We start from the raw sequence: 20,835 nt of genomic DNA, 5'->3' as shown, positions 1-20,835 counted from the left end.
CAGGGAATTTAATTCCCTGCTTTTCTATTTGGTTTATTGCCTGATGGTAAGAAGAACGATAACACCCAAGCAATCCCTGCGAGTATCGTTGCAATTAAGAAGGCATCGTTAATACCGTTAATTGCAGATAGCTTTGAAATTTGTCCATATAATAGTTGTGTGCTCATCGCGTCTCCTGCTTGAGCTGATCCAGCTAAGGCCGCTAAACTTTGCCCCATGCCGTGTATTTTATCAACTAAAATTGGGTTTGATGTTGTTAACATGTTGCCGTAATCTGCTACGTGAGCAGTCGTTTGTTGCGTCATAAGTGTAATTAAAATCGCTGTTCCGATTGAACCCGCTACTTGTCTTGACGTATTTTGCGTTGCTGTACCGTGAGAAATTAATTTCATAGGCAGCGCGTTCATACCAGCTGTCATGATTGGCATCATAATGAATGACATACCAATTGAACGTATAATATAATCCGTCATAATAACGCTATACGGTGTATCCATCGATAATTTTGTAAATTCATATGTCGCATACGTCGTAATTGCCAATCCAATTATCGCTAATGGACGGATGCCATATTTATCGAATAATTTACCCGCTACTGGTCCCATGATCCCCATAATTAATGAACCTGGAAGAAGTAGTAAACCAGATTCAATTGGCGTAAAGCCACGAATGTTTTGCAGATATACTGGAAGCAATAACATACCTCCGAATAATGCCATCGTAACGATTGCGTTAATTACTAAAGTGAAAGTAAATACTGGATATTTAAATACTTGTAAATCAAGCATTTTATTGTCCGTTGTTAACTCTCTCCAAATAAATAACGCTAAACCAATTACACCAATGATAAGTGAAATAACAACTTCTGCACTAGTCCAACTATTATTTCCAGCCTCACTAAATCCGTACAGCAAACTTCCTAGCCCAATACTTGAACTAACAACACCAAATACATCTAATTTTGTTTTAGACACTGGCTGAGCTAGTGTAAAGAATTTTAAAGATAGGAACGTAATAATTAAACCGATAATAAACATCGCATAGAACATTAAGTTCCAGCTGTAATTTTCAATTACCCAACCTGTTACAGTCGGTCCGATAGCTGGAGCTAAAATCATCGCTACACCTAGTAACCCCATCGCTGCTCCGCGCTTATGAGGCGGGAATAATGTCATGAAGATATTCATACCAACCGGCATTAAAATACCCGCACCAACCGCTTGAATAACACGGCCCGTCATCATCATCGTAAAGTTTCCGGAAATAGCACAAATGATAGATCCTACCGTAAAGAATAACATTGCTGCTACGAATAATTTACGATACGTAAATCGTGAAACTAAAAAGGCACTAATCGGTACTAAAATACCATTTACAAGCATGAAGCCTGTAATTAACCATTGTGCTGTTGAAGTTGATACGTTAAATTCATTCATTAACGGAGGTAATGCAACGTTAATAATTGTTTGGTTTAAAATAGAAACGAACATGCCGAGAATTAATACAGCTACAACTGCTTTTACGTTCACATTCTCTACAGGCGTAGAAATTTGTTTTTTCTGCACTTCTTTTTCTTGTTTTACTTCTTCTTGCTTTCCTGTTTCTAACTCAACTACATTAGAAATTTCCGATTCTTGCTTTCGTTCAATTTCTTTCTCTTCTGTTTCAACTTTACTTATTTCTATTTTACTTACGGCTGGGACTTGTTCTTCTCCCATTTTCGTTTTTTTCTTTCGTAAAAGACGATTTACAAGGAAGAAGACGATTATACAAAATAGTGCATATCCTGCAATTACAATTGAGGACATCTCATCTCCCCCTTACTTATGAATACGAACTGTCACATTCATGCCAGGAACAATATTTACTGATTTGCTATGATCTAAAGAAATTTTAACTGGTACTACTTGTGTTACTTTCGTATAGTTCGCTGTTGCGTTGCTTGATGGCAACATAGAGAATGTATTCGCTGTTGTTAAGCCAACTTGTTCTACTTTTCCTGTTAACGTTGTATCTGGGTATGCATCTACATACACATCTACATCTTGACCTTTTTGAACATCATCAACATCTGTTTCTTCAATGTTTGCTGTTACCCATAAATTGTTCATATCGAATGCGTAAGCAATCGGGCTACCAGCTCCAACGAAAGCATTTGTTGTTGCGTTTGATTGTACAACCGTTGCATTTTGTGGAATTGTTACATCTACTGTTTGTTCTCCATTAGCTGCCGCTACAGTAACAGTACCTAGTTTATCGTTCTCATTATAATTTTTTCCTACTTCAGCTTTCCAGTCAGTTAGTTTACCTGCTACTGGTGAAGCAACCGGAATTACCTTCCCATCAATCTTTGCATTGTCTGTTTTTAAGTAATTTTCCGTTTGGTTGTAATAGTAATAACCGCCAATACCGCCGCCAACTAGTACAATTAATGTGATAATGTTGATAATTACCATTCTTCGAAACTGATTCATTGCATTCCTCTCCTTATATCGCATATAATTTTTTTCTAAACTATTTATGTCCTTATTGTTTAGATTGTTTAATTGTTAATTATATTAACCTTTTAACAAAAAAATCACACCATCTGCAGCGTAAATCGAAATTTATCTACCTGCGAGCGGTGCTGATTTCTGAAGGACTATCGTTTATAATTATAAATAATTATTTTGAATCTACAACCGACAATTTACGTATGAAATGTCGCTTAAACAACAATATAATACCAATATGTTGTTTAAGTATAGAAAATTAAACGAGGAGAAGAAAAATGTCTATTAAAAATACAAATGATCCACGTGTAAAGCGAACGAGACAACTCATTCAGGATGCTTTTGTCGCTTTAGTAGGCGAAAAAGGCTTTGAAAATGTAACTGTGCAACATATCGCAGAACGCGCTCCTGTAAATCGCGCTACATTTTATAGCCATTACCATGATAAATATGACCTATTAGACAAAAGTATTGAAGAAATGTTAGAGAAGCTAGCAGAAGTAATTAAACCGAAAAATAGAAATAAAGAAGATTTTCAACTTACATTTGATTCACCTCACCCTACTTTTTTGGCTTTATTCGAACATATCGCAGAAAATGTAAACTTTTATAACGTTATGCTTGGGGATAAAGCTGCCGGAAACTACTCTTATAAAATGATGAAAACAATACAAGTGCATTTAACATTAAGCTTGTCTATTTCACAACCAGATGATGAAGATCTTATGGTTCCTCGTGATATTTTGATTAGTTATGTGACAGGGGCTCACATCGGAATGATTATGTCATGGTTAAAAAGAGGAATGATATATACTCCGCATTTTATGGCGATGCAATTAACTCGTTTAATTATTTTAGGCGCTCATACTGCAGCAGGATTAGAACGGCCTTTTTAAAACATAAAAAAGCGAAGGAGAATCTCCTTCGCTTTTTCTATTAATTAAATGTAATGTTATGTACAGCCTCTTTATCAAGACGTTTAATAACTTCTACAATTAACTTCACTGCATTTTCATAATCATCACGGTGTAACATTGCCGCATGAGAATGGATATAGCGCGTCGCAATTGTAATTGCCATAGAAGGAATACCATTTACAGCAATGTGAATCGCACCCGCATCCGTTCCTCCGCCCGCTACTGAATCATATTGATAAGGGATTTGTAATTCATCAGCAACATCAACTACGAAATCACGTAAACCTGTATGTCCAATAACAGAAGCATCATATAAAATGATTTGTGGTCCATCGCCCATTTTACTTTGTGCTTCTTTTGACGTTACACCCGGTGTATCTCCAGCGATACCAACATCTACTGCGAACGCGATATCTGGTTTAATATAATTCGCAGATGTTTTTGCGCCACGAAGACCAACTTCTTCTTGTACAGTTCCAACGCCATATACAACGTTTGGATGCTTTTCATCTTTTAATTGTTTTAATACGTCAATTGCAATTGCACAACCGATTCGGTTATCCCATGCTTTTGCAAGTAACATTTTTTCATTCTTCATCACTTGGAATTCAAAGTAAGGTACAACTTGATCTCCTGGTCGTACGCCCCACTCCATTGCTTCTTCTTGGCTAGAAGCACCGATATCGATGAACATGTCTTTAATTTCAACTGGCTTTTTACGAGCTTCTGGAGGTAAAATGTGCGGTGGTTTTGAACCAATTACACCTGTTACATCTCCTTTACGCGTTACAATCGTCACGCGTTGCGCAAGCATAACTTGTGACCACCAGCCACCAACCGTTTGGAAGCGAAGGAAACCTTTGTCATCGATTTGTGTAATCATAAATCCAACTTCATCCAAATGACCTGCAACCATAATTTTCGGGCCGTTTTCTTCCCCTACTTTTTTTGCAACTAAACTCCCTAAGTTATCAGTAGAAAGTTCGTCCGCAAACGGCTCGATATATTTCTTCATTACTTCACGTGGTTCACGTTCGTTACCAGCAATACCACGTGCATCCGTTAATTCTTTTAGCATTGTCAATGTCGCGTCTAATTTTGTCATTGCCAACACCCTCCTTTTTCTTCAGTCAATTCATTATACAATAATTAAATTGAAATATTCAAAAATTAAATTAGTATCCTTGTGTTTGACGCTGATGATTTACTTCATTTTTATCTAAATATGCTTTTTCAATCTCTTCTTGCTCAAATTCAAGTGCTTGTCCAAGTCGAAGATAGCTCGTAAATAATTCAATATAGTTTGTAATAGATGGTTGATCTGTAAAACGAATTACTTTCGCATATGTGTCTAAGAAAATTTCCACTTGTGTTTTATTCGTTTGTGCACATTTATAGAATAGGAAGTTTTTATCAATACCTAAATCAATTCCGATTGATAAAATAAAATGCAAACCATCTACGTACTCTTCTAATATCACTTCACGCTCCGAAGCTGGTTTGTTGCTCCAATATTTAAAACAACGTGTTTCATTTGCAAGTTCTCCAATTTCTACAAGAAGAGCTAACATTTTTTCTTTTAACAATTTTTTCGGTTGTAAGTCATGTTCTTTTGCAATACGGTCATCTAATTCTTTTTGTAATTTAAATAGTTGTAGTAAGTCCATTCTATTGTCCTCCTCCAACATCGCATTTTACGCAACAATGTTGTTTCATCTCAAAGTTCATTATTATGTTTCAGTTCTTATGAATAAGTCAGCTATCTACCTCTTTATAAAATAGCTTGTCCTTAATTTACAAATACGTTTCAGTCATCGCTCTTAAATTGTTCATCTGATGAAAGTTCCATATCATCTTTCCATTATAGCAGTGTCGTTTCGGCTAGGAAAGATACTCTTCTTTCCAAAAGAGCAGAATTAAAAAAAGCCAGGAGTATTCTCCTGACTTCATATGTATATTCTTCTATACTGCTATAACTTTTATATTGATTTTGTCATATTGATAATGACATAGTCGTTAATCTTTAGAATTTCTTTTCACTTCTAACTTCTCTTTGAATACAAATAAAAAACCTTAGAAGAAAATTCTTCTAAGGTTTTAACTAATTAATTAGTTAATGTTGTTTTTTGCAACTGTTGCTAATTCAGCGAAAGCTTTTTCGTCATGAACAGCTAAGTCAGCAAGCATCTTGCGGTTAACTTCGATGCCAGCATTTTTAAGACCGTGCATTAAGCGGCTGTAAGAAAGACCATTCATACGAGCTGCTGCGTTGATACGTGTAATCCATAATTTACGGAAGTCACGTTTCTTTTGACGGCGGTCACGGAATGCATACATTAGAGATTTCATAACCTGTTGGTTAGCAACCTTGAATAATGTATTTTTTGAACCGTAGTAACCTTTTGCTAATTTAATTACTTTTTTACGACGTTGACGAGTAACTGTACCACCTTTTACTCTTGGCATAATATTACCTCCTAATTGTTCTATATATCAGCCGAACTTATTTTAAGTTGTCAAGCATTTGACGAATGCGTTTGAAGTCACCAGCGCTTACTACACCAGCTTTACGTAGTTTACGTTTAGCTTTTGTAGATTTGTTAGCGAATAAATGGCTTGTGTAAGCGTGAGAACGTTTCAGTTTACCTGATCCAGTCTTTTTGAAACGCTTTGCAGCGCCGCGATGAGTTTTTTGTTTAGGCATAGGTATTTCCTCCTCTATCTATTACTTATCGTTTTTCGGTGCTAAAACTAAGAACATACTGCGTCCTTCCATTTTAGGCTTAGATTCAACTGTACTAACTTCAGCACAAGCTTCTGAGAAGCGATCTAAAACACGTTGACCGATTTCTTTATGAGTAATGGCACGTCCTTTAAAGCGAATTGACGCTTTAACCTTGTCGCCTTTCTCTAAAAACTTGATAGCATTACGAAGTTTTGTGTTAAAGTCGTGTTCATCAATTGTTGGACTTAAACGAACTTCTTTCATGCTAATTACTTTTTGATTTTTGCGCTGCTCTTTTTCTTTCTTCTGTTGCTCAAAGCGGAATTTACCGTAGTCCATAATGCGGCATACTGGCGGTTTCGCATTTGGAGCAACTAATACTAAATCAAGATTAAGATTTGCAGCTAAGTCTAAAGCGTCATTACGAGACTTGATTCCAAGTTGATCGCCATTTGCGCCAACTAAACGTACTTCACGTGCACGAATTTGCTCGTTAATCATCATATCCTTGCTAATAGTAAGCCACCTCCAAGGTTTTCTCAGAACATATTTTGTAGTCATAGAACCCGAACAAAAAAAGTGCGGGCATACGACACCCACACTTGTAAAATCTTAAGTAAGAAATACATTTACCTGTTAACTGCGAATGCGTCCATCAGGTGAGAAGCGGGTGCTTCTACTTGTTCCACAAAACAATATTCTATTATCCTTGATGAGTTTATCATAGGACATGACGTCTGTCAAGAAGACGCGATGTGTTTTACTAACAACAAGAAATATTGTAACAAACAACTAACATACTTGCAATACTTTTTTATGATAAGTGTCACATGGTTATTTTTTCTAATTTCTCTCGAGTATATTACATAAAAAAGCCGCGGTATACCGCGGCTTTTTCTTATCGTTTTCCTTCTACTTTAATCATGTCAACAAAAGCATCTAATGCGATTGTTTCTGATTTTTGTTCACCATATTTACGTACGTTTACGCCGTTTTCAGTTACTTCATTGTCACCTACTACAAGCATGTACGGAATTTTTTGCATTTGTGCTTCACGGATTTTGTAACCGATCTTCTCTTCACGAGTGTCTAATTCAACACGGATACCAGCACGACGCAATTCGTCTTGTACTTTCTTCGCATAGTCTAAATGTACTTGCGGAGAAACTGGAATTACTTGTACTTGAACTGGAGCTAACCATGTTGGGAATGCACCTTTGTATTCTTCAATTAAGAAGGCTACAAAACGTTCCATAGTTGATACAACACCACGGTGAATTACAACTGGACGATGTTGTTTACCGTCTTCGCCAACGTATGATAATTCAAAGCGTTCTGGAAGTAAGAAGTCTAATTGTACAGTTGAAAGTGTTTCGTCTTTTCCAAGAGCAGTACGAACTTGAACATCAAGTTTTGGACCGTAGAATGCCGCTTCACCTTCAGCTTCATAGTAATCAAGACCCATTTCATCCATAGCTTCTTTTAACATACCTTGTGCTTTTTCCCACATCTCATCATCCGCATAATACTTTTTAGTATCTGCTGGGTCGCGGTAAGATAGACGGAATGAGTAGTTCTCTAAACCGAAATCTTTGTACACTTCTAGAGTTAAGTTTACAACACGTTTTAACTCTTCTTTAATTTGATCTGGACGAACGAAAATGTGCGCATCGTTTAAAGTCATTCCGCGTACACGTTGTAATCCAGATAACGCACCTGACATTTCATAACGGTGCATTGTTCCAAGTTCTGCAATACGGATTGGTAATTCACGGTAGCTGTGAATATCATTTTTATAAACCATCATATGATGAGGACAGTTCATTGGACGAAGAACTAATTCTTCGTTATCCATTTCCATTGATGGGAACATGCCATCACGGTAGTGGTTCCAGTGACCAGAAGTTTCATAAAGCTCTCTGCTCCCTAGTACTGGAGTATATACGTGATCATAGCCTAAGCTTGCTTCTTTATCAACGATGTAACGCTCGATAATGCGGCGGATTGTTGCACCTTTTGGTAACCAAAGTGGTAAACCTTGTCCTACTTTTTGGCTATTAGTAAATAGTTTTAATTCTTTACCTAATTTACGGTGATCGCGCTCTTTCGCTTCTTCAAGCATACGTAAGTGCTCATCTAATTCTGCTTTCTTAACGAATGCAGTACCGTAAATACGTTGTAGCATTTTATTATTGCTATCGCCGCGCCAGTAAGCACCTGCAACGCTTAATAATTTAAACACTTTAATTTTCCCTGTAGATGGAAGGTGAACACCACGACAAAGGTCGAAAAATTCGCCTTGCTCATAGATTGAAATAACTGCATCTTCTGGAAGATCGTTAATTAAATCTAATTTTAACTCATCGCCGATTTCTTCAAAGCGACGAATTGCTTCTGCACGTGGTACTTCATGACGAACGATTTCTAAGTTCTCGTTCACGATTTTTTGCATTTCTTTTTCGATTTTCTTGAAGTCTTCAACTGTAATTGCTTCTTCCATATCAATATCGTAGTAGAAGCCATTTTCAATTACTGGACCAATGCCAAGCTCAACCTTAACATCTTTATATAAACGTTTTAACGCTTGTGCTAAAAGGTGGGCTGTTGAATGGCGTAAAATATATAGGCCATCTTCAGAATCTAATGTAATGATAGAAACTGCACCATCTTCTTCGATTGGTGTAACAAGATCGATCATCTCATCGTTTAATTTTCCAGCTACAGCTTTTTTCTTTAAGCCTGGGCTAATAGAAGCTGCGATTTCTTCAGTTGTTACGCCTTTTGGAAACTCCTTCACAGCTCCATCAGGGAAAGTAATTTTAACTACATCTGCCATCACTGGTCACTCCTCTTTTTCTCAAAATAAAAAACACTCATCCCGTAAAAAGGGACGAGTGTTGAATTCGTGGTTCCACCCTTGTTCCAATTAACATAATTGTTAATTGCTCAAGTTCAACATAACGGTGTTGTCCGTTAGCAATTACTAGAAAAACCGTTCACTGCTAAAGTTTAGAGGTGGTAAGTAATAATCCCGTACTAGGAAGCTCACACCCTAAGGCTTCCCTCTCTGAAAATCGTAGAAAACTACTCATGTCCTCATCATGACATTTCAATATATTTCATTTATGTAGGTAATTATATGCTCAAAAACTTAGAAAATCAAGGGCGTTACCTTTATTTTTTAAATTTTTCACATTGCGCTCAAAATCATGTAATCCATGTAATTGGACCCGTTCTTGGAACACATTTCGCAAAGTAATAATCATATTATGGTCTTGTTCTTTCGTATATAAATAAATCTTTTTAGGCGAAATAGAAAGAAGCGGCGCAATTACTTTCGTATCAATATATACATCATTTTGCTTTAATAATTCCTCATCTATATATTGGACCAACTTCTCCTGTTTTAAACGTCTACCTTTATCATCATAAAAGATAAAGCTTTCATCAAAAATAAGATGCACGCAAGACAAACGTGATTTACGGCTACTTACTTGTTGCCGAAGCGTCTCAATGAACATTTGGTATTCTTGCTCCATCTTATATTCATCAATTGCCACTTCCGCAAGTTTAGCCACCATTTCCCTATATGTACGAAGACGAAAACGGATATATGATGAAAACGAGAATGAGAGCGGATCACAAAGCCAATTATTTAAAGAAGACTTAATATATGACTCAAATGCGTTACGCGTTAAATCCTGAGCTACACCTTTTCTTCTTCCCTTTAAAATCTCATGTGCCATGTGCAATATTTGATGACACTCTTCTTGTTCTTCATAAAAAAACTTTTCTTTTAAAATCGTATAAATCCACTCATTTTGTTTCACATTCACAATGAAATACACCATTACTGGCAATAAGATTTTTTCAATATAATTCGATTCACGTACTGGTATGTGAATCACCACTTTTTGTTCCTGTAAATACACACTCGTTTCCTTATATAACACTTCCGCTCTTTTCAGCAATTGTCTATATACGTGCATAGCATCATTTTTTTCTTCGAAGCAAATTTCAATCACTTTTGTCCCCCCTTTTATCCCCGCTCTAAAGGACTGTATCTATACGTTACAAATCCTATAAGAGTCCGTCCCGCGTGAATTTCACTCTTAGTAGAATCACATTTCCTATCGTTAGAAAATCCACTCAATATGGCTTGCTAATTTTATATATATTAAGGGAGGGAGAAAAAAATGATACAAGCTACTATGAATTTTTATTGTATACTTTACTTATCAATAAAAGGGGGTATCTGAATGTTTGAATATAAATTCGTAAAAGTCGAATTACATTGGGGGTTCACTCGCTCAAAACCAGCTGAAGACTACCAAGAAATTATTCAAGAACATGCTAGAGATGGCTGGAGGTTCGTACAGATTGTTGCCCCTACGTTTGGCAGTTCTGGACAACCTGAATATTTCGATCTCATATTCGAAAAGAAAATATCACTATAATACAAAAAAAGAGCAAGCTGAGAAGCTTACTCTTTTACTTATGACGACGGTTTTTCCCACCAATTGGAATTGGTTTCGCTAAATATTTAATTCTCTCCATAATACGTGCTGCCTTCATTTCTTCAGCCTCACCACGCTGCGTATACGTTAAATGGTGTTCCAGTTGTTTAAAATCAAAATTAGACGTAAAGAACGTCGGTAAGTTTTCTAACATACGGAATTGCAAGATTGCACCAAGCACATCGTCACGCACAAAGCTTGACATCGCTTCTGCCCCGATATCGTCTAACATTAAAACTTGTACGCGTTTAACCGCATCAATCTTTTCACCAATCGAATTATCTTGAATTGAACTTTTAATTTCACGTAAAAATTCCGGGAAGTATACGAGCATCGAACTTATTTTCTTTCGAGCAAGCTCGTTCGCTATTGCTCCTAAAAGGTACGTTTTTCCTACACCAAATTTACCGTACAAATATAAACCTTGTGCTTTTTTACCTGGTTCATATGTACTTAAAAATTCATTCGCTGCACCAATTGCATCGATACGTGCATTTAAATCAGAAGGGTCTAAGTTTTCCATAGTTGCCTGCAAAATATCCGTTGGCATATATACACTTTGAACGAGTTTTTCATATTTCTTTCTCTCGTCATGCGCTACTTTTCTAACGCAGCGATCGTATTGAATATCAATCATCTTCCCTTGAATAACAAGCTTTGGCTCATAACCTTGTAGCATATTTTTACATGAACCTAAATCCGGACAATCCACGCAACCTACACTTTGTCCAATATATTCATATAACTTCACAAGACTGCGCTCAATCATAGAAGTCGTTACTTCACCCTTATGTTCGTCTATAAATTCTTTCACACGCGGATGCGCCATTACTTCTGCCTTTAGTACTTCATATCTATTTTTAAAGTTTTCATTTTCCATTAATTTTGCAAATGAATTTTGAATATGCTCCATTTTCTCACCTCAAAGAGCGTTCATTCTCTTCTATTAATCACGCTTATATTTTTTTAACACTTCTTCTAGTCGTTTTCTTTCATCTTCTAGCGTACTTGCATCTTTTTCTACACTTGTATCTTTCTTCTCTGTTTCTTTCTCTTGTTCTTTCGGCTCTTCTTCCTTAAGCCAATCTGGCACCATTTCTTTCCGCACCGTTTTCTTCGCCGTACGGCCTTTTTTCTTCGTCTCAGCCCACTCTTGATATTGACGGTTCTCTTCTTTCGCTAACGCCATCGCGTCCGCTACTGTACCGACCTTTTTACGTGCCCAATGCCCAGCAATCTTCTCGACATACGTTTTCGCAAGTTTCATATCTGAGCGTAGCATAACGTAATAAATAAGTACATTCACAACTCCTGGTGTCAATTTTTGATTAATCATGACATCTTCAACGATCTGCAAGTCCGCTTTCGTTGCCTCTGCACCACCAGAAATCTCTTTCAATAGTTGTTTTGGCGAGATTTCCTCTAGCTGCTTTATTAACATCTCCTCTTGCGATGAAGGCTCTTTCTCTTTCATCGTACGTGCAGCATGAGGCTGTACTCTTTCACTTAATACCGGTAATGCTTGACCATTTTCAAATTGATACCAATCGCGCGCTCCTTTTCTAAGCCTTTCCGTATCAATTGTTTGCATCTCTGTCACTGCACCAAGAACGATATTTTGCATCGATAACACATCTACACCATACACGTAAGCAAGTGTTATAACGCAGTCTCTCACTTGATCTGTAATCGCCTTTTTAGGAACAAGAGCGGACAATCCATCTACAAATAAAGAGAAATCAAAGAAATCATTCCAAACTTTCGGAGCGTCTCCCTTCTCGTTACTTGGCATAGTTGTCGTTTTTGGAATACGAAGGTCTTCTTGCGCATGCTCAAGCTGTCCTGGATTAAACGAACCAAACACATCATTGAAAGAACGCGTAACATTTTCATAAGAAGCAAAATCAAATTCTTCTTCTAAGAAATATTGCTTTACTTGATTATATTTTGTCCGGCTCAATCGATTGTATAAAAAGATACTTAAAACAATATCATCAAAAAACTGCTTCGGAGATAAAGGTGGTTGCAACTCATATATGAACATTCGAATATCTTTTTCTTTCTTAATATATACCTTCAATAGCCCAATTGCCTCTAACTTTACTCGTTCCTCATATATTTCAGGAAGTTGCATTTGCATAGTCACCATAAGGGAATGATGCGTATTCTCTTTTCCAAATACACGATCTTGCTCTAGCTCTCCCCATAGTGTCATGTATAAGCTAAAAGCTCTACTACCTATTAACGGCTGATACAACATCGTTAACACTTTTCGGTCGTAATTGTGCAGTAGCCCTTTCGCACTTACTTTATAACGATCAATCGGCAATAGCTCCATCCATGACTGTTTTTCCATTCTTGCTTTTCCTTTCTCTCATCCAATCTATCCTCTACTTCATTCGTTCTATCTTCATTATATAAATTCTTAGTGAAAAAGAGCTATTAGCTTGCGCTTCTAGCTCTCTTATCCTATTACTTACGGTATGTAAAGAGAATAAAATACAACTTCTACTCTCTTTCTTTTTGCAGTATATCTTTTAATTCTTCAATAAATACATTTAAATCTTTAAATTGACGATATACAGAAGCAAAACGTACGTAAGCAACATCATCAATATCGCGAAGTTCTTCCATGACAATTTCACCAATCATATCACTTTTCACTTCTGATATACCTAAATTACGCAGTTCACGTTCCACGCTTTGTGTTACTTCTTCTAATTGTCTTAAAGATACTGGTCTTTTTTCACACGCTTTAATTAAACCACGTAAAATCTTTTCTTTATTAAACTCTTCTCGTGTGCCTTCTTTTTTTACAACGATAAGAGGTGACTCTTCTACCCTTTCAAAGGTCGTAAAGCGACTTAAGCAGCTTTCACACTCTCTCCTTCTTCGAATAGAGCGCCCCTCGTCTACCGGACGCGAATCTAACACTCTTGTACCATTATGAGAACAGGATGGACAACGCAATACATTCACTCCTTTACACTATACTCTTTATTTTTCTCTACTCACTTCACCTAAAATATATATACAATATTATATAACTCATTCTAACTCTCTTACCACTTTAAGTTTCAGCGCATCACTTTATCATCTCATCCTTAAAAATAAGATGGTATATAGAGCACTACCTCATTTGCAAGAATCCAATTTATTCAACTAACGAGTACGTTATATTTTTCCTTTTTTATAAACTAAAAAAGAGGTGCATTATACACCTCTTTACATTTTAAATCAATTATGTTCTTTTTTAAAGAGCTTTTGTTTCTCTCTGCTTAATTTCGAAGCTACCAGTTCCTCGAGGAAGCTCGATGCTCTCACGCGTTTTCGCGTTTAAACCTTCTGCAATATATTCTGCAGCAACATTTGGATCAATACGATCCCCACAAGTATAAACATCAATACTTGCGTAACCGTGCTCCGGAAAGCTATGAATTGTTAAATGTGATTCCGAGATAATTACTACTCCACTTACACCTTGTGGTGCAAATTTATGGAAAGCAACCTCACGCACTTCAGCACCAGCTTTTAGTGCTGCATCCACAAATAATTGTTCAATATACGGCATGTCATTCAGTTTGTCGAAATCGCAATCCCAAAGTTCAGCAATCACGTGACGACCCATCGTATCCATAGTATCCATTCTACAGTTCCCCCTTGTAAATTTATTCTAACTGTTCGAATTGAAAACTAATTTGCAATTTGGCTTGCTCCACTACCACGGGGGAAAGTTAGTCCAGAGAGGTCCTAACCCTTTAAGTAGTGACTACGTACCTCAGCTCTTAAGTTTACGAGTGTTAGTATACTTTGTTTATTTTCATTTTGCAACAACAGTTTTTTCGATTTTCTGTCATATTTTCCTCCTTACTTTTCCCTAAAAAAAATAAACGATTCACAAATGCAGTAATCACAACGTTTCGTGGTATGTCCACTTTTTTAAATATACTTATATAATTTTTTTCCTTTTCAGAAAAAATTAAAAAAAGAGGGCAAATGTTGCCTTGCCCTCTCCTCCCTTATTCACTTAAATGTGTTGCACATTTTCTTGTTTCGCTAACTCTTCAACAACTAACGTTACAAGATCTACAACACGACGAGAGTAGCCCCACTCGTTATCATACCAAGCAAGTACTTTCACTTTACGATCACCCATTACCATTGTAGATAAACCATCGATAATAGCTGAGTGTGTATTTGTATTAAAGTCGATAGATACTAAAGGCTCTTCGCTGAATTCTACAATACCTTTTAACGCACCGTTTGCAACAGTTTTGAATGCATCGTTAATGGCTTCAACTGTCACATCGCGTTTTACATCTACTACTAAATCAACAAGAGACACGTTTGGTGTTGGTACACGAAGTGCCATACCATGAAGTTTTCCGTTTAAATGTGGAAGAACTTTTGCTAGCGCTTTCGCAGCACCTGTCGTTGTCGGAATGATTGATTGTCCGCAAGCACGTGCTCTTCTTAAATCTTTATGTGGGTTATCAATATTTTTTTGGTCATTTGTATAGGCGTGAACTGTCGTCATTAAACCGTTTTCAATTCCAAACTGCTCATCTAACACCTTCACAACAGGCGCTAAACAGTTTGTTGTACAAGATGCATTTGAAATAACAGTATGTTTTGTAATATCTAATTGGTCTTCGTTCACACCAACTACAATTGTTACATCTTCATTTTTACCAGGCGCTGTTAAAATTACTTTTTTCGCTCCAGCTTCAACGTGAAGAATTGCTTTTTCTTTTGAATTAAATTTACCAGTTGCTTCAATTACAACTTCAACACCTAAATCTGTCCAAGGCAATTCCTTTGGATCGCGGTTGTTTAAAAGGCGAATCATTTTTCCATCAACTAATAAGTGATCTTCAAATGCTTCTACTGTTCCGTCAAACTTGCCATGAACTGTATCATATTTAATTAAGTGTGCTAACGTTTCAGATGGATAGCTTGCATTGATTGCTACAATTTCGAATGCGCTTTCTTTTATTGCTTGACGAAATACCATTCTCCCAATACGTCCAAATCCATTAATTGCCACACGAGTCATAATATGTTATCCCCCTTGAATGCGTTATACTATTTATCTCCAATCCCAATAATAGTATAACACAAAAAGGGGATATGTCACTAAGCATTTTCATTAATTTCACAATTTTTTAGTCAATAATGTTCCACTTCTTTAAAATTACCTGCAATTGTGTTTTCGTTCCCATAATTGTGCCATCATTATTTATCACTTCATCTGCATTTTTCACTTTTTCTTCTAACGGCATTTGAGATTGAATACGAGCTGTTGCTTCTTCTTCTGAAAAGTTATTTCGTTTCATTAAACGTTCTAATTGCGTATGCGGCTTAACCGCTACAACTAAAATGCGGTCAACGAGACTTGTTAATTTGCTTTCAAATAAGAGAGGAATATCTAACACAACCGCTTGCATACCTTCTTTTATGTACATTTCCTTTTGCCTATTCATTTCCTCACGCACTGCAGGATGAACAATTTTATTTAACTGCAATCGTTTTTCTTCATTATAGAAAACGACACTTCCTAGTTTTGGACGATCTAGTTCTCCATCTTCTTGTAACACTTCCGTTCCAAATACTTCTACTATTTTGTTATATGCTGGTTTTCCTCGCTCTACAACTTCTCGTGCAATAATATCTGCATCAATAACTGGTATGCTCAGTTCACGAAACATTTGAGACACTGTACTTTTTCCACTTGCAATGCCTCCTGTTAATCCAATTACTACTGTCATCATAATCCTCCTCATAATAAAAGGCGCGAAACTAATGTTCCACGCCCATACTTACATTTTCCAAATTCCAATAATAATGAGTAATACTCCAGGCAGGAATGTAAATTTTTGTAACCACTTCATATTCGATAAAACCGTTCCAAGTTTCATTCCAATAAATAAAAACAAAGAACTCATAATTGCAACTAATATCGCCATCATAGCGGGTGCATACCCTAATAAAGATGCACCAATTCCGGCACCAAATGAGTCTACAGAAAGAGCGATACCAAGAAGCAATGCTTCTCCTGCAGAAATGGTGCCTGATTTATCAAAATCTGCTACAGTCGGTTTCCGTAAAATTTGAATCACTAGCCCTAGCGAGGCAATCTCTAATTTCCAGACCTTCTCCTCTTGCTTCGGTTCTTCTTTTTTCTCACTTCGAAAAAATTGATATAATACCCAAATCCCTATTCCAATAAGAACAAGCCCACCGATACGCGTTGCGATAACAGGTGAAAATACTTTCGCGATCATATGTCCAATTCCCATTGAAACAAGCATAACAGCCGCTGAACACATTCCGATAATTATAATTGATCTTAGTGGAATTCTTACGCTTCTTAAACCATATGTTAGCCCTACACTACAGCTATCCAAGCTTAATGTAAAAGCTAATAAAATAAGAGATAAATAAAGGTACATCGGTAAGCTCCTCCCTTATACATAGCTCTGCTGTATGTATATGACAAATGCCTATCCGATGTTATCTCTTTTCTATATTCTAGGCTGACAAATTGGGCAGTAATGCGTTCCTCGCCCGCCAACAACTGTTTTTTCTAATATCGTGCCACAAGTTACGCACGGCTCTCCTTTTTTCCCATATACATTTAGGAGTTCTTGGAACGAACCAATTTGCCCTTGTGAGTTGATATACGTCCGAATTGTACTTCCGCCACGCTTTACTGCTTCGCCTAGCGTTGTAACGGTAGCCTCATAAATTCGCTCAATTTCTTCTACTGTTAAAGACGAAGCTTCTCGTTCCGGATGAATTTGAGAACGGAATAAAACTTCATCTACATATATATTTCCAAGCCCTACTAAAAGACGCTGATCCAGTAGCACAACTTTTATTTTACGATTTGTCTTTTGTAATCTTTCTTGTAAATACTGCGGTGTCATTTCAGCATCAAATGGCTCCGGACCTAAGTCCGCAAGAGGCATTTGGTTCATTTCTTCACCTTTCTTAAAGAGATGCATCGTACCAAACTTTCTCACATCTTTATAATGTAATTCCGTTCCATCTGTAAATAAGAAACGGACGTGCGTATGTTTATCAATCGGCTCATCCTCTTGATGTAGTAAAAACTTACCTTCCATACGCAAATGTGAAACAATAACATAATTCGTTACATATAAAAGCAAAAACTTTCCTCTTCGCTTTATATTTTCAATCTTCTCGCCTTTTAGCATTTCTTTAAAGATTTCTGCATCATCCGGTCGTTTCACTATTTTTGGATAAGTAACAATAACATCTTCAATCGTTTTTCCTGTTACAAGATTTTCAAGTGTCCGTCTGACGTTTTCAACCTCTGGTAATTCAGGCATTTCATCACTTCCTTATTTTGCGTCGTACCAAGTTGGACCGTAAGAATAATCAACTTTCAGCGGAACTGCAAGTTCAATTGCATGCTCCATTACTTCAGGTACAAGCTTCTCTAATTTTTCAATTTCTTCTTTTGGCGCTTCAAATATCAATTCATCGTGTACTTGCAGAAGAAGACGTGCTTGTAATCCTTCTTCTTCTAAACGATCCGCCATAATAATCATCGCTTTTTTAATAATATCTGCGGCAGTACCTTGAATTGGTGTATTCATCGCTGTACGCTCAGCGAAGCTACGTAAATTGAAATTACGACTCGTAATTTCTGGAATATAACGGCGACGATTTAATAATGTAGCCACATATCCTTTTTGTTTCGCATCTTTTACGATGTCCTCCATGTATTCTTGTACACCAGGGAAACTTTCTAAATACTTTTCAATAAATTCCGCTGCTGCTTTTCTTGTAATTCCTAAGTTTTGTGAAAGACCATAATCACTAATACCATATACAATTCCGAAATTAACAGCTTTCGCTTGTCGTCTCATATTTGAAGTTACTTCATCTTTTTTAACGCCAAATACATCCATAGCTGTTTTCGTATGAATATCCATATCATGTTGGAATGCTTCAACTAGCCCTTTATCATTTGCAATATGAGCTAATACACGCAGTTCGATTTGTGAGTAATCAGCCGCATACATAATCCATCCTTCTTCTGACGGAACAAATGCCTGACGAATCTTTCTTCCTTCTTCTAATCGAATTGGGATATTTTGCAAGTTCGGATCCGTTGAACTTAATCGACCTGTTTGCGTTAACACTTGATTAAAGCGAGTATGAATTTTAGATGAATCTTCATGTACAACTTTCAGTAAACCTTCAATGTAAGTTGAATTTAGTTTCCCTAATTGACGATAATGTAAAATATTTGGAATAATTTCATGGTGATTCATAAGCTTATCTAGTACATCAGCTGACGTAGAATAACCTGTTTTCGTCTTTTTAATAACCGGCAAGTTTAAGTTCTCAAACAGAATAACACCAAGCTGCTTCGGTGAATTAATATTAAATTCTGTTCCCGCAAGCTTATAAATTTCCTGTTCCATTTCCTTTAATCTACCCGCAAGTTCTTCTCCCATATTACGAAGACGCTCTGTATCAACTTTTACACCCTTTACTTCCATATCAGCTAATACACGTGCAAGCGGCAATTCTAACTCTGTAAACAGTTCATATTGCTCATTCTTCTTTAACTCTTCAACGAATGTTTGCTTTACATCATATAATACATGCACTTTACGAGCCACATGCTCCGCTACTACCTCTAACTTTGGAACAGCACGCTTCGCACCTTTTCCGTAAACTTCTTCATCAGATTTCACAGCATGCGTTTCTTTCATTTTCGCTACAGTACGGAAGTCTTTATCCGTATCAGCTGGATCAAGTAAATAAGCAGCGATTAATAGATCAAAGTCAATCCCTTGCATATCTATCCCATTCCATTTCAGTGCAACGATTGCACGCTTCGCATCAAATGTATGCTTTCTCATTTCTCCATCTGCAAGCCACTCTTTAAAAGCATCTGACTTAAGAGCAATGTCTGTCTGAATAAAGTAACATCCATTTTCATTTTGAATACCGAAACCTTGAATGTCTGCTTTATGATAGTTATCTTCTTGTACTTCAACGATAAGCGCACTATCTTGCTGAAGCATTTCTTCTGTAACTTCTTCCACAATATCAAATGTAATATCATCTAATTCAGCTGGAGCAGTTTCTTCTGGCGTAACGCCTAATTTATTTAAAAGGGATGTAAATCCTAAACTCTCGAACATTGGAATGACATCACTTGCTTCATATCCTTTATACGCCATATCATCCACACGAACTGTAATCGGCGCATCTGTAATAATAGTTGCAAGATCCTTACTCATAAGAGCTTGTTCTTTATTTTCTTCCAGTTTTTCTTTTAATTTCTTCCCACTTACTTGATCTATATTTTCATACACCGCTTCAACCGTTCCAAACTGTGTTAACAATTTAATTGCCGTTTTTTCACCAACTCCTGGTACACCCGGTATATTATCTGACTGGTCTCCCATTAAACCTTTCATATCGATAATTTGCTTTGGTGATAAGCTGTATTTTTCAAATAAAGCTTCTTTCGTATATTCATCCACTTCTGTAATCCCTTTTCGCGGAATACATACAAGCGTGTTATCAGAAACAAGTTGAAGTAAATCTTTATCTCCTGAAATAACTTTTACACTTGCCCCTTGCTCACTCGCTTCTTTCGCTAACGTTCCCATGATGTCATCCGCTTCATAATTTTCTAATTCATAACGCGGTACATTGAACGCATCCAGCATCTCACGAATAAACGGGAACTGCTCTGATAATTCAGGTGGAGTCTTTTGACGCCCTCCTTTATACTCACTATACGTTTTATGACGGAACGTTGTTTTGCCTGCATCAAACGCCACTAACATATGAGTTGGCTTTTCTTCCTCTAATATTCTCATTAACATCATTGTAAAACCGTAAATTGCGTTCGTATGTATACCTTTGTCGTTATTTAAAAGCGGTAGTGCAAAGAATGCACGATACGCGATATTATTACCATCTACTAATACGACCTTTTTTTCCAAAATTGAAACCTCCCCATACAAATTTGAAATGATTTTTTTCACAGAAAAAAACCGTTCCTTTCCTCTCTCTATATTAACATGACTAATAGAGAGAAGAAAAATAACGGCTATTTTCTTTCATATATAAAACAGACTTATATTGGCATAAAGGGAAGTGACGAGAACAGCTTAACTATTCTCGTC

The 20,835-nt window shown here is 36.7% G+C and carries 20 protein-coding genes and 2 other annotated features; of the genes, 2 read left to right on the top strand and 18 right to left on the bottom strand.

Features of this window, described 5'->3' with window-relative positions; genetic code table 11:
* Positions 1 to 8: 8 nt before the first annotated feature.
* The gene (locus tag D1166_RS02995) at positions 9 to 1,808 is read right to left on the bottom strand and encodes a DHA2 family efflux MFS transporter permease subunit (protein ID WP_025709908.1); all 1,800 of its coding nucleotides are present in this window, start codon (positions 1,806 to 1,808) and stop codon (positions 9 to 11) included.
* 12 nt (positions 1,809 to 1,820) lie between these two features.
* Positions 1,821 to 2,474 carry an HlyD family secretion protein gene (locus D1166_RS02990; protein WP_001071419.1) on the bottom strand — a complete coding sequence of 218 codons (654 nt, stop codon included), beginning with the start codon at positions 2,472 to 2,474 and terminating at the stop codon, positions 1,821 to 1,823.
* Positions 2,475 to 2,770: 296 nt separating this feature from the next.
* On the opposite strand from D1166_RS02990, the gene D1166_RS02985 reads away from it, so the two are divergent.
* Positions 2,771 to 3,388 carry a TetR/AcrR family transcriptional regulator gene (locus D1166_RS02985; protein ID WP_000023661.1) on the top strand — a complete coding sequence of 206 codons (618 nt, stop codon included), beginning with the start codon at positions 2,771 to 2,773 and terminating at the stop codon, positions 3,386 to 3,388.
* 40 nt (positions 3,389 to 3,428) lie between these two features.
* Here the strand turns inward: D1166_RS02985 and D1166_RS02980 are convergent, their stop codons facing one another.
* The 7 genes from D1166_RS02980 to ytxC all read right to left on the bottom strand — a co-directional run bounded on the left by D1166_RS02980 (position 3,429) and on the right by ytxC (position 10,159).
* Entirely contained in the window at positions 3,429 to 4,514 is a 1,086-nt protein-coding gene (locus D1166_RS02980) for a M42 family metallopeptidase (protein WP_000163555.1), read from the bottom strand.
* 70 nt (positions 4,515 to 4,584) lie between these two features.
* Entirely contained in the window at positions 4,585 to 5,076 is a 492-nt protein-coding gene (locus tag D1166_RS02975; protein ID WP_000365050.1) for a dUTP diphosphatase, read from the bottom strand.
* A gap of 442 nt (positions 5,077 to 5,518) precedes the next feature.
* Positions 5,519 to 5,875: a 50S ribosomal protein L20 gene (gene rplT / locus D1166_RS02970; RefSeq protein ID WP_001138362.1), complete on the bottom strand. Its 357-nt coding sequence runs from the start codon at positions 5,873 to 5,875 to the stop codon at positions 5,519 to 5,521.
* A gap of 37 nt (positions 5,876 to 5,912) precedes the next feature.
* On the bottom strand, positions 5,913 to 6,113 hold the full coding sequence (rpmI, locus tag D1166_RS02965; protein WP_001125945.1) for a 50S ribosomal protein L35: 201 nt from the start codon (positions 6,111 to 6,113) through the stop codon (positions 5,913 to 5,915).
* A gap of 21 nt (positions 6,114 to 6,134) precedes the next feature.
* Positions 6,135 to 6,638 carry a translation initiation factor IF-3 gene (gene infC, locus D1166_RS02960; RefSeq protein ID WP_000973215.1) on the bottom strand — a complete coding sequence of 168 codons (504 nt, stop codon included), beginning with the start codon at positions 6,636 to 6,638 and terminating at the stop codon, positions 6,135 to 6,137.
* Between the two features lie 63 nt (positions 6,639 to 6,701).
* Positions 6,702 to 6,822: a sequence feature (ribosomal protein L20 leader region), on the bottom strand.
* Positions 6,823 to 7,032: 210 nt separating this feature from the next.
* Positions 7,033 to 8,970, bottom strand: a complete 1,938-nt coding sequence (thrS, locus tag D1166_RS02955; protein ID WP_000786083.1) for a threonine--tRNA ligase — start codon at positions 8,968 to 8,970, stop codon at positions 7,033 to 7,035.
* A gap of 47 nt (positions 8,971 to 9,017) precedes the next feature.
* Positions 9,018 to 9,246 (bottom strand) — a binding site (T-box leader).
* Positions 9,247 to 9,277: 31 nt separating this feature from the next.
* Complete coding sequence (ytxC, locus tag D1166_RS02950) at positions 9,278 to 10,159, bottom strand: putative sporulation protein YtxC (RefSeq protein ID WP_000569629.1); 882 nt, start codon at positions 10,157 to 10,159, stop codon at positions 9,278 to 9,280.
* A gap of 234 nt (positions 10,160 to 10,393) precedes the next feature.
* Here ytxC and D1166_RS02945 point away from each other — a divergent pair, with 234 nt between their 5' ends.
* Positions 10,394 to 10,591 (top strand): DUF4177 domain-containing protein, encoded by a 198-nt coding sequence (locus tag D1166_RS02945; RefSeq protein WP_000464456.1) that lies wholly within the window; start codon positions 10,394 to 10,396, stop codon positions 10,589 to 10,591.
* A gap of 34 nt (positions 10,592 to 10,625) precedes the next feature.
* On the opposite strand, the gene dnaI is transcribed toward D1166_RS02945, so the two are convergent.
* The 9 genes from dnaI to polA all read right to left on the bottom strand — a co-directional run bounded on the left by dnaI (position 10,626) and on the right by polA (position 20,652).
* Positions 10,626 to 11,564 carry a primosomal protein DnaI gene (gene dnaI / locus D1166_RS02940; protein ID WP_000400104.1) on the bottom strand — a complete coding sequence of 313 codons (939 nt, stop codon included), beginning with the start codon at positions 11,562 to 11,564 and terminating at the stop codon, positions 10,626 to 10,628.
* A gap of 33 nt (positions 11,565 to 11,597) precedes the next feature.
* On the bottom strand, positions 11,598 to 13,007 hold the full coding sequence (locus tag D1166_RS02935) for a replication initiation and membrane attachment family protein (protein WP_000415029.1): 1,410 nt from the start codon (positions 13,005 to 13,007) through the stop codon (positions 11,598 to 11,600).
* 152 nt (positions 13,008 to 13,159) lie between these two features.
* Complete coding sequence (gene nrdR / locus D1166_RS02930; protein ID WP_001203687.1) at positions 13,160 to 13,621, bottom strand: transcriptional regulator NrdR; 462 nt, start codon at positions 13,619 to 13,621, stop codon at positions 13,160 to 13,162.
* Between the two features lie 283 nt (positions 13,622 to 13,904).
* Positions 13,905 to 14,288 (bottom strand): adenosylmethionine decarboxylase, encoded by a 384-nt coding sequence (speD, locus tag D1166_RS02925; protein WP_098413228.1) that lies wholly within the window; start codon positions 14,286 to 14,288, stop codon positions 13,905 to 13,907.
* 390 nt (positions 14,289 to 14,678) lie between these two features.
* Positions 14,679 to 15,707: a glyceraldehyde-3-phosphate dehydrogenase gene (locus tag D1166_RS02920; protein ID WP_000198974.1), complete on the bottom strand. Its 1,029-nt coding sequence runs from the start codon at positions 15,705 to 15,707 to the stop codon at positions 14,679 to 14,681.
* Positions 15,708 to 15,816: 109 nt separating this feature from the next.
* On the bottom strand, positions 15,817 to 16,419 hold the full coding sequence (gene coaE / locus D1166_RS02915) for a dephospho-CoA kinase (RefSeq protein WP_000219315.1): 603 nt from the start codon (positions 16,417 to 16,419) through the stop codon (positions 15,817 to 15,819).
* 51 nt (positions 16,420 to 16,470) lie between these two features.
* On the bottom strand, positions 16,471 to 17,103 hold the full coding sequence (gene ytaF, locus D1166_RS02910; protein ID WP_000281743.1) for a sporulation membrane protein YtaF: 633 nt from the start codon (positions 17,101 to 17,103) through the stop codon (positions 16,471 to 16,473).
* A 72-nt stretch (positions 17,104 to 17,175) separates the two neighbouring features.
* A complete protein-coding gene (gene mutM, locus D1166_RS02905) occupies positions 17,176 to 18,006 on the bottom strand; it encodes a DNA-formamidopyrimidine glycosylase (protein WP_001114478.1) in 831 nt (276 codons plus the stop codon).
* 12 nt (positions 18,007 to 18,018) lie between these two features.
* The gene (gene polA, locus D1166_RS02900; RefSeq protein ID WP_000412807.1) at positions 18,019 to 20,652 is read right to left on the bottom strand and encodes a DNA polymerase I; all 2,634 of its coding nucleotides are present in this window, start codon (positions 20,650 to 20,652) and stop codon (positions 18,019 to 18,021) included.
* Between the last annotated feature and the right edge of the window lie 183 nt (positions 20,653 to 20,835).

Origin of the sequence: Bacillus sp. ISO11, assembly GCF_003458115.1 — a bacterium.
GTDB lineage: Bacteria > Bacillota > Bacilli > Bacillales > Bacillaceae_G > Bacillus_A > Bacillus_A cereus.
The sequence above is the reverse complement of the archived record's forward strand: the minus strand, read 5'-3'. Positions and strand labels throughout refer to the sequence as shown.